Source organism: Anabaena sp. UHCC 0399, from assembly GCF_034931465.1.
In the GTDB taxonomy this organism is placed as follows: domain Bacteria; phylum Cyanobacteriota; class Cyanobacteriia; order Cyanobacteriales; family Nostocaceae; genus Trichormus; species Trichormus minutissimus.
Window position 1 is genome coordinate 1 of sequence record NZ_JAYGGZ010000097.1, and the last position, 6,953, is coordinate 6,953.

The window sequence follows — 6,953 nt, forward strand, 5'->3', positions numbered from 1 at the left end:
CCATGAACGCTCATCGGTCTTTTTAGCTTGCGTAATCACCAATTTTTGCAAGTCGTTATTACTTGGTAACTCAAGAGACTGTTTGCAGAGAGCCAGCGCATCATTCCAAACTACGCGCACACAACCAAACAACTGAGCTAAAAGCTGTCGCTGTTGGTCTGTCGGGTAGAAACGGAATTGATATCTAGCTTTCATAGACAATGTATAATTGGTCTGTAATTAAAACTATACATTGGTCTACAAAAAATGACAACCCAGTTTCGCAAAGAAAGACATAGTGTTACAGACTTAAAAATCCATTTGGTCTGCATTACCAAATACCGTAGGTCTGTATTCACAAAGGAGAGTCTTGAATTAATAGATAAAACGTTTAAAGAAGTAGCCACAAAGATGGATTTTGAAGTAATTGAATTTAACGGTGAAGATAACCATGTTCATGTACTTATTGAATATCCACCTAAATTGTCTGTCTCTCAAATTGTTAATGCTTTGAAAGGTGTTTCTAGTCGTCGTTATGGGCAAGCTGGATACAAAAAACCCCATAAAGAAGCTCTATGGAGTCCTAGTTATTTTGCTATTTCTTTAGGAGGTGCGCCGCTAGAATTTTTAAAAGAGTATATTAAGAATCAAGAAAAGCCGTCGTAGAACGACGGGGCTTGTATCTCATTATTTTCGGTCAAAGACCCTCAAGAACTAGAAACAATCTTATCAGATGTGTATTTAGAAAACTATGGTAAGGTGATTCACAAATCCTTAGAAAAAAGTGGTTATTCGATAAAAAATGTGGACTTTTTATTAACCAACCAAGTGAAGAAAAGCTTATCTAAAAGCATTCTAGAATCTTTAAATTTAAGAGATGACCAGACATTTATCTCTTTGCCTGAATATGGTCATCTAGGTGCTGTAGATACTATATTTGGCTTGGCTAAAACTCTAGAGTCCAATAAAATAAAGCCTGGAAATCTTGTAGTTTTAGCTAGTAGTGCTGCTGGTTTTTCATGGGCAGCGTTAACTGTGAAATATTAGACATACTAAGCAAGCAATTGGGCGATTACCTACGGTGGGCGGAACGCTATCGCCTGGGCGTGGGGCTAGGGTGTTGACTCTGTGTCTTTTTAGTGTTTTAAAATTCAGGCAAAGTATACGTCATGGGGATATTATATTGCAGGAATCGTTCTTGTTCTTGAGTCAAGTCAAGTCGCTTTTCTACGTTCCCTGCGCGAACGCGCAGCGTCCCGCAGGGTGTCGTTGGTCTATTAGCACAGATATATTTCTTTTGTTTTTTCTGGTAAAGACGCTAAACTAGTTCCTCATCTCAAACTCCCACATAATCTTCAAAAAGGCATACGATACTACCTGATGCTTGGGCAATTTTAATTGGTGTTGGTGCTACATCTACTGCCTTAAGGAAGTATGTGGGTTCTTGAGTCACCCATGTTCTGTTCTTAAGAATAATGTCAATTATTAACTTTATCCGAACCGTATTGGGAGTCTTCCACCTATTGTCCTAACTGATAAATACTATCTAAAGATTTTTTTGCTGACTCAAATTCTCAATTTCAAGTAATTTTTGTTGTAAAAGTGTTTTTAGTTCTTGAAGTTGTTTACTACTTGCATGAATTAAGGATGTCTCTGATAGGTGGCTAATTTTTTGAATGATAGACTTTACTTCTTTTGAGTCTGATTCAGTTTGCGTCAAATATTTAGCTTTAGTTTGTTTAATAAGTTCGCGTGTTTCTGGTACTGTAAGATTCTCTGCTAAAACTTTTTCTGTAATGTTAATACGTTCTTTGCGAGCGTTTTCTTCAGATGTATCTAAAGCTTTTGCAGATAGTGTTGATAGTGCCAAGGCGTGCGCTCCTTTCAGTCCCATCTGACGAATAGTATTTTTTAAATCATCAGGTAAGGATAACATCGGCATCAGATTTGATTTGACTGAAGCAGGATTTAATCCCAACTCTAGCAATGCTAAAAACAAATGTTGTTCTTCACCTATTACACCTAGTGATTCTAACCCTAGTTTTTGCTCATCTGTGTTTAAAACCACTAATTTTGTCAAGTCTTTGCTGTTCCCATCACGTTCTATACGTTTGAGGACAGTTGCTAGTGCTGTAGAAATTTCTTCCAAATTCAGTTCGGTTGATTTATGGATTTCTTGAACTATAGCTTCGGCTTTATCTAATGGATTTAAATCTTCAAATCCCAAAAAGGTAATTAGTGATGCTTGTGTCAAATCCTGGGGCATTGGTACGATAACAGCCCGGATTGATTTCCATCCTATTAGCTTTGCTCCCTCAGTACGTAATTGACCATCTAGCAATATGTAACGACCATTTTCTTGAGCTACAAGAATGACTGGTGTAATCTGTCCGTGTTTTTGTAGCAGTCGAGCTTTAGCTTGAATCGATTCTGAAGTGATAGTTTGCCTGGGTTGGTTCGGATTAGGGTCAATTAATTCGAGATCAATTTCTACTTCCCCCGAATGGGTTTTTAGTTGTTCTCTTAAGGTTCGTAACTCAGTTTCAAGTTCAGGGGATTGCTTGATTCTAAGTTGTTCAATTTCTGCTTGCAGTTCAACAATTTTTTTTTCTTGCTCAGTTTTTTGAACTGCTCCTTTGAACTTTTCGCCTATTTGGGGTAGAACTTTTGCCATTAATCTTCCTCACTTGTTTTTGATCAATTGAATCACATCATCCGCAATTTGCTTGAAATCTTTACAAGCCGGATGTTTAGTTCTGTATTTGTGCAAAGGTAGTCCATGCGCGCTGGCATTTTTAAATTCATTAGAACTACGAATTTTTGGATACAGTTTAATATCTAACTGTTTTGCAATTGCTGGCAGTTGCAAATAATACTGCCTGTGCATTGCTACAGCTTCATCGTACATACTCGGTACAAAACCCAAAATTGGAGGCTTGGGATCTAACTGTAGTTCTTCAGAAGTGTTAATACACCATTCAACCAACTCCGCAGAACCTGAAATTGCTTTCATCTCAAGTTGTATCGGCACTAAAATATGAGTTGCAGCCGCTAAAGCATTTACGTTAAGCATCCCCAAGGTGGCTGGACAATCTATAATTACCAAATCATGTGATAAAGGATATTTTTGTAGCCTGTCTGCTAAAGTATATTCTCCTCGCTTGCGAATTACTAAATCATTGGCTATGTCTGCCAGTGATGGATGTCCTTGACAAACTTCTATTCTGGATTCATTCCATGCTGACGCTAAAACCCAGTCACCTTTAAAATCCTTTGATAAAACTTTGACTGTTGTATTTTCTGCTTCGGCTGCTTCCAAGCCACAAAATACATCGAGCGATCGCTGTGGATCTAAATCTAGTATTGCTACCTTATACTTGTGCCGACTCACTTCGTAAGCTAAATGTACTGATAAAGTACTTTTACCAACTCCACCAGCATTTGCTAGAACTGCAATAACTATTTGTGTCATTCAAAATACCTCATTCAATGGAAAGCATTAGATATTGTTAGTAAGCAAGCCCCTGTAGATATAAGGTTGTGGGCAACGAAGAAACTTTTGTGCAGAGGGGTAGGGGTCTTTTACTGGAAGGAAGTTATTGTATAAGCCTTAATTGCATTAGCGTACCACTTCGTGGAAGCAAGCTACGCGTAGCGTCTGTCTACGACACGCTCCGCGAACGTAGAGAAGAGGAATGTAGTCCATAGGCCTTCTAGAACTTCCCCGGAAAAGTCACAATTATCATACATTGTTTTTATTTAAAATTTTTGAAAAGGGCTCAGAAGTCAGAATACCCTTTCAGAGAAGCAAGCGACAGACTTACCACTTATTTTAGACAGCTAAATTTTCGATGTAACGTGGGTCTTAAAACCACTGACGTATGTATTCTATCTCTAGAAAAGTTAGATTGAAAACTTCTGCCTCTCAGCAACAGTTTGAATAACTGTGAGAGTCAAACCAATTCGCAATTCGCAATTGCAATCAGTGGGGGCTTGTAGCTTGCTTGCCGTAGGCTACCCACCACTGATTGTTCCCTGCGGGACGCTACGCGTTCGCGAAGCGTCCCGTAGGGAAGACCGCTAAATTTTCAATTTAGCGGGGGCTTGAAACCCACATAATTACCAATTACCAAGCTCCTTTCAAATTCTTCCCTTCTGCCTTATTTACGTTGAGTGTCGAATTTTAAAATACGACAATATTGATTGCATGAAAGTACACTAATGATGGCAAATGCTATCTATTTCTGTTTAAAAATTACTGTCATTCAACATTGTTTTTCTAACTTCCAAAAAACAAATTAACCGAGTTTAAAATTGTAAAGCCCTAATAGGGTACATATAGGGGTCATATATACCCCAAGGATGAAATAGAATTATGAGGAATAAATAGCCCCTATATAGGGTATATTTAGGTGATGCTTAGGGTATTTTAGAGCCAGCAAGATTTTGTACCCCACTTAACCCCCATGTCTAATATTCACACCTTACAAAAAATTTTTCCGGCAGGCTTTGATAACGGTTACGGCAGTCTAAAACTTTTAGTAGATGGCTTTGAAGTAGTGCGCGTCCCCAGCTATATTTCCACAGCAGAAATGGAAGATGTACCAGGGAGAGTAATTCTCAATGGGAATGCTTACACAGTTGGGGAATCAGCGTTCCGAGCCGGAAATCATTTTGAGCGCAACACAGATAGCAATGAAAACAAAGTCAAGAATGCACTGACAACATTGTTAGGAGCATTAGCACATCTGCCACACCGTAAGGCGTGGCATTTAAAATTAGTAGTCAGCTTACATGATGTAGCTCTAGCAGAAAATTTAAAACAAGTATTAAATGGAGAATACCAGCCAATACTGGCGGGGAAAGCATCATTAGTAAAAATAGAAGTGCTGAAAGTAGTACCAGAGGGGATAGGCGCATTATTTGGGCAGTCACTTCCCAAAAAATTAACAGTGTTGGACTTTGGCAATGGCACAACACTATATTCGCGTTACAGCCAAGGAAAGCGAGAAGTTCACACCCCCTACCCCATAGGTGTAGAAGTTCTCATCGATGAAATTGCCCAAAAAATGAAACATTTGAATGGAGGAAAAGTCGGAGAGCCATCGAAGATTAGATATTGTCTGGAAATGGGGCATACCAGATATAGTCGTGACATCGATATCAAAGATATCTATAGTGCTTGTTTAAAAGATTGGTACGAGAAATACCTGAAAAAAATAGTGAGTATGGCACTTGATGCCAAACACACTGGAGATGAAATTTGGGCAATTGGTGGAGGGTGTCTGTTACCAGGGCTGAAGAAACTGCTAGAGAAGAATGGATTCAAAGTGTTGGAGAATCCAGTAGAAGCGAATGCCTTTGGACTACTATCAATGGCAAAAGCGATTGTTAGTAAGAATGGGTAGGTGAAAGCAATGGCAGAGAATCAAGACAAGACCCCCGAAAAAATCCGCATCAAAGATAGCTATCGTGAACGTATATTTGCTGAATCACAATACCTAGATAAAAGTTATCTAGAGACGCTTTATTTTATTATCGATTGCTATTTTGCCTTTAAAAAAGGAGCGTTCCCCATGCAACAAGCAGTTCCCCACTCAACAGTGTTTACCCCTGTGACGACCAACCAAAACCAACCACAGCACCCTTCTCTAACTGCACCGACACTGGAAATAACAGAAGATTCAGATAGCGACACATTTACCCTGGATTTTGATCTGTGAAGGTTAGGCTCTACTGGCTGGTTTGAGCCGCACTTTGAGGAAAATCAGCGATTACCCAGACAGCCTCGCTGTGATAAAAATCGCCACGTTGCTCCAATGTAAAACCACCCAGTAACAATCCTAACCATACCTCCACCATCGGCATTTTCAATGCCCGTTGTAGTAAGGGAAGCGTAATTTCGTCTTTCACTTGTGCAAGATAGAGAGATATCGCGCCTTGCCACTTATCCACATCTTCATCACCAGCCAACCGATGCACATCTTCTACAGTCTGAATCTCAAGCATTGCCAAGACATTCTCTTTCTCAACAGGGGCGGCTACTGAATCATGACTTTCGGCAGTATGAGGAAACTGATGTGGCCCATGAGGTCTAAAAGTCTGCGGTGCTGGTTCTTCGATTAGGTCATCCAAATCTAGCTGCATTGTCGTCCGCACTAACCCAGCAAAGATATCCGTGCTGACAACCGGCCCCAAAGTATCGTTCTGAGCGCGGACATCTGACAACAGTAAATCAGCACGAGATTTGAGAATATCTGCAATTTGGGAAAAGGCTTGTGCTGCGGTTGATAATTGTGCTTCCACAGATAAACTTTCAAGCTCGGCATCTAAACAATCCCAGACGGGAGCAAGTGTTGATGTCGGTGGAGCTTCTGACATCTCATCTAGCACATCCCAGATTGTTAATTGGCGATAGCTGGTCATAATTCAGGATGTAACGGGCAAGGTCGGACTGGGCAATGGGATGGGCTAATCTCAAACATATCCTTATATTGGTGGAGGGAAACACCATACTGTTTAGCAAAAGCCTGCAATACCATATCTGTATAGGTGCGGATTTTACCAGCCGTTAGCCCAAAGCAGTGGATTGGCTCTAACCGACAAATAGGCTTTTGTCCTAGCCATAGTTCTGCACCCAAGGCGTGCAATGGCTTATCGCCTGTTTCTTTATATAAATACAGTACGGCAAAATATGTTTCTGGCGGTTCAACTGTGATGGTATCCAGTTGTGCCGAGTCATCTTTGGTGCGTCGGCGATAAAACGAACGGCGATTGTGACAAACTTTGGGATTCCAGCAGCCATCACCTTCTGTCCCATGCAGCACCTTAGCCTTAGCTGTTGGTAGCTTCGCGCATAATTGGCATTTGGGATCAAGTGGCTTTGGCATCCCTTACTCCGCTTCCTGCTCTTCACCAATAGCACGATAATAGGCAGCGATCGCCGCTTCTTGTTCACTACGCAGTGTATACCT

Annotated in this window: 9 protein-coding genes; 4 read left to right on the plus strand and 5 right to left on the minus strand. The window is 40.5% G+C overall.

The features are described 5' to 3' along the window. Positions 1 to 195, minus strand: a 195-nt coding sequence (locus VB693_RS28420; RefSeq protein ID WP_323269191.1) for a helix-turn-helix domain-containing protein, incomplete at its 3' end; no start/stop codon positions are given. 51 nt (positions 196 to 246) lie between these two features. On the opposite strand from VB693_RS28420, the gene tnpA reads away from it, so the two are divergent. Continuing rightward, positions 247 to 645 carry an IS200/IS605 family transposase gene (gene tnpA, locus VB693_RS28425; protein WP_323269192.1) on the plus strand — a complete coding sequence of 133 codons (399 nt, stop codon included), beginning with the start codon at positions 247 to 249 and terminating at the stop codon, positions 643 to 645. A 69-nt stretch (positions 646 to 714) separates the two neighbouring features. After that, positions 715 to 1,026: a 3-oxoacyl-[acyl-carrier-protein] synthase III C-terminal domain-containing protein gene (locus tag VB693_RS28430; RefSeq protein ID WP_323269193.1), complete on the plus strand. Its 312-nt coding sequence runs from the start codon at positions 715 to 717 to the stop codon at positions 1,024 to 1,026. A 499-nt stretch (positions 1,027 to 1,525) separates the two neighbouring features. Here VB693_RS28430 and VB693_RS28435 read toward each other — a convergent pair whose 3' ends face one another. Together VB693_RS28435 and VB693_RS28440 are read right to left on the minus strand one after the other, a co-directional pair. Further along, positions 1,526 to 2,653, minus strand: a complete 1,128-nt coding sequence (locus VB693_RS28435) for a ParB/RepB/Spo0J family partition protein (RefSeq protein WP_323269194.1) — start codon at positions 2,651 to 2,653, stop codon at positions 1,526 to 1,528. A 9-nt stretch (positions 2,654 to 2,662) separates the two neighbouring features. Then, a complete protein-coding gene (locus VB693_RS28440; protein WP_323269196.1) occupies positions 2,663 to 3,451 on the minus strand; it encodes a ParA family protein in 789 nt (262 codons plus the stop codon). Between the two features lie 994 nt (positions 3,452 to 4,445). Here VB693_RS28440 and VB693_RS28445 point away from each other — a divergent pair. Both VB693_RS28445 and VB693_RS28450 read left to right on the plus strand, forming a co-directional pair. Then, positions 4,446 to 5,387: a ParM/StbA family protein gene (locus VB693_RS28445; RefSeq protein WP_323269197.1), complete on the plus strand. Its 942-nt coding sequence runs from the start codon at positions 4,446 to 4,448 to the stop codon at positions 5,385 to 5,387. Positions 5,388 to 5,396: 9 nt separating this feature from the next. Further along, a complete protein-coding gene (locus VB693_RS28450) occupies positions 5,397 to 5,702 on the plus strand; it encodes a hypothetical protein (protein ID WP_323269198.1) in 306 nt (101 codons plus the stop codon). A 10-nt stretch (positions 5,703 to 5,712) separates the two neighbouring features. Here VB693_RS28450 and VB693_RS28455 read toward each other — a convergent pair whose 3' ends face one another. Both VB693_RS28455 and VB693_RS28460 read right to left on the minus strand, forming a co-directional pair. Beyond that, entirely contained in the window at positions 5,713 to 6,405 is a 693-nt protein-coding gene (locus tag VB693_RS28455) for a hypothetical protein (RefSeq protein WP_323269199.1), read from the minus strand. Continuing rightward, positions 6,402 to 6,869: a hypothetical protein gene (locus tag VB693_RS28460; protein WP_323269200.1), complete on the minus strand. Its 468-nt coding sequence runs from the start codon at positions 6,867 to 6,869 to the stop codon at positions 6,402 to 6,404. Before VB693_RS28460 ends, VB693_RS28455 begins: the two co-directional genes overlap by 4 nt. Positions 6,870 to 6,953 lie beyond the last annotated feature (84 nt).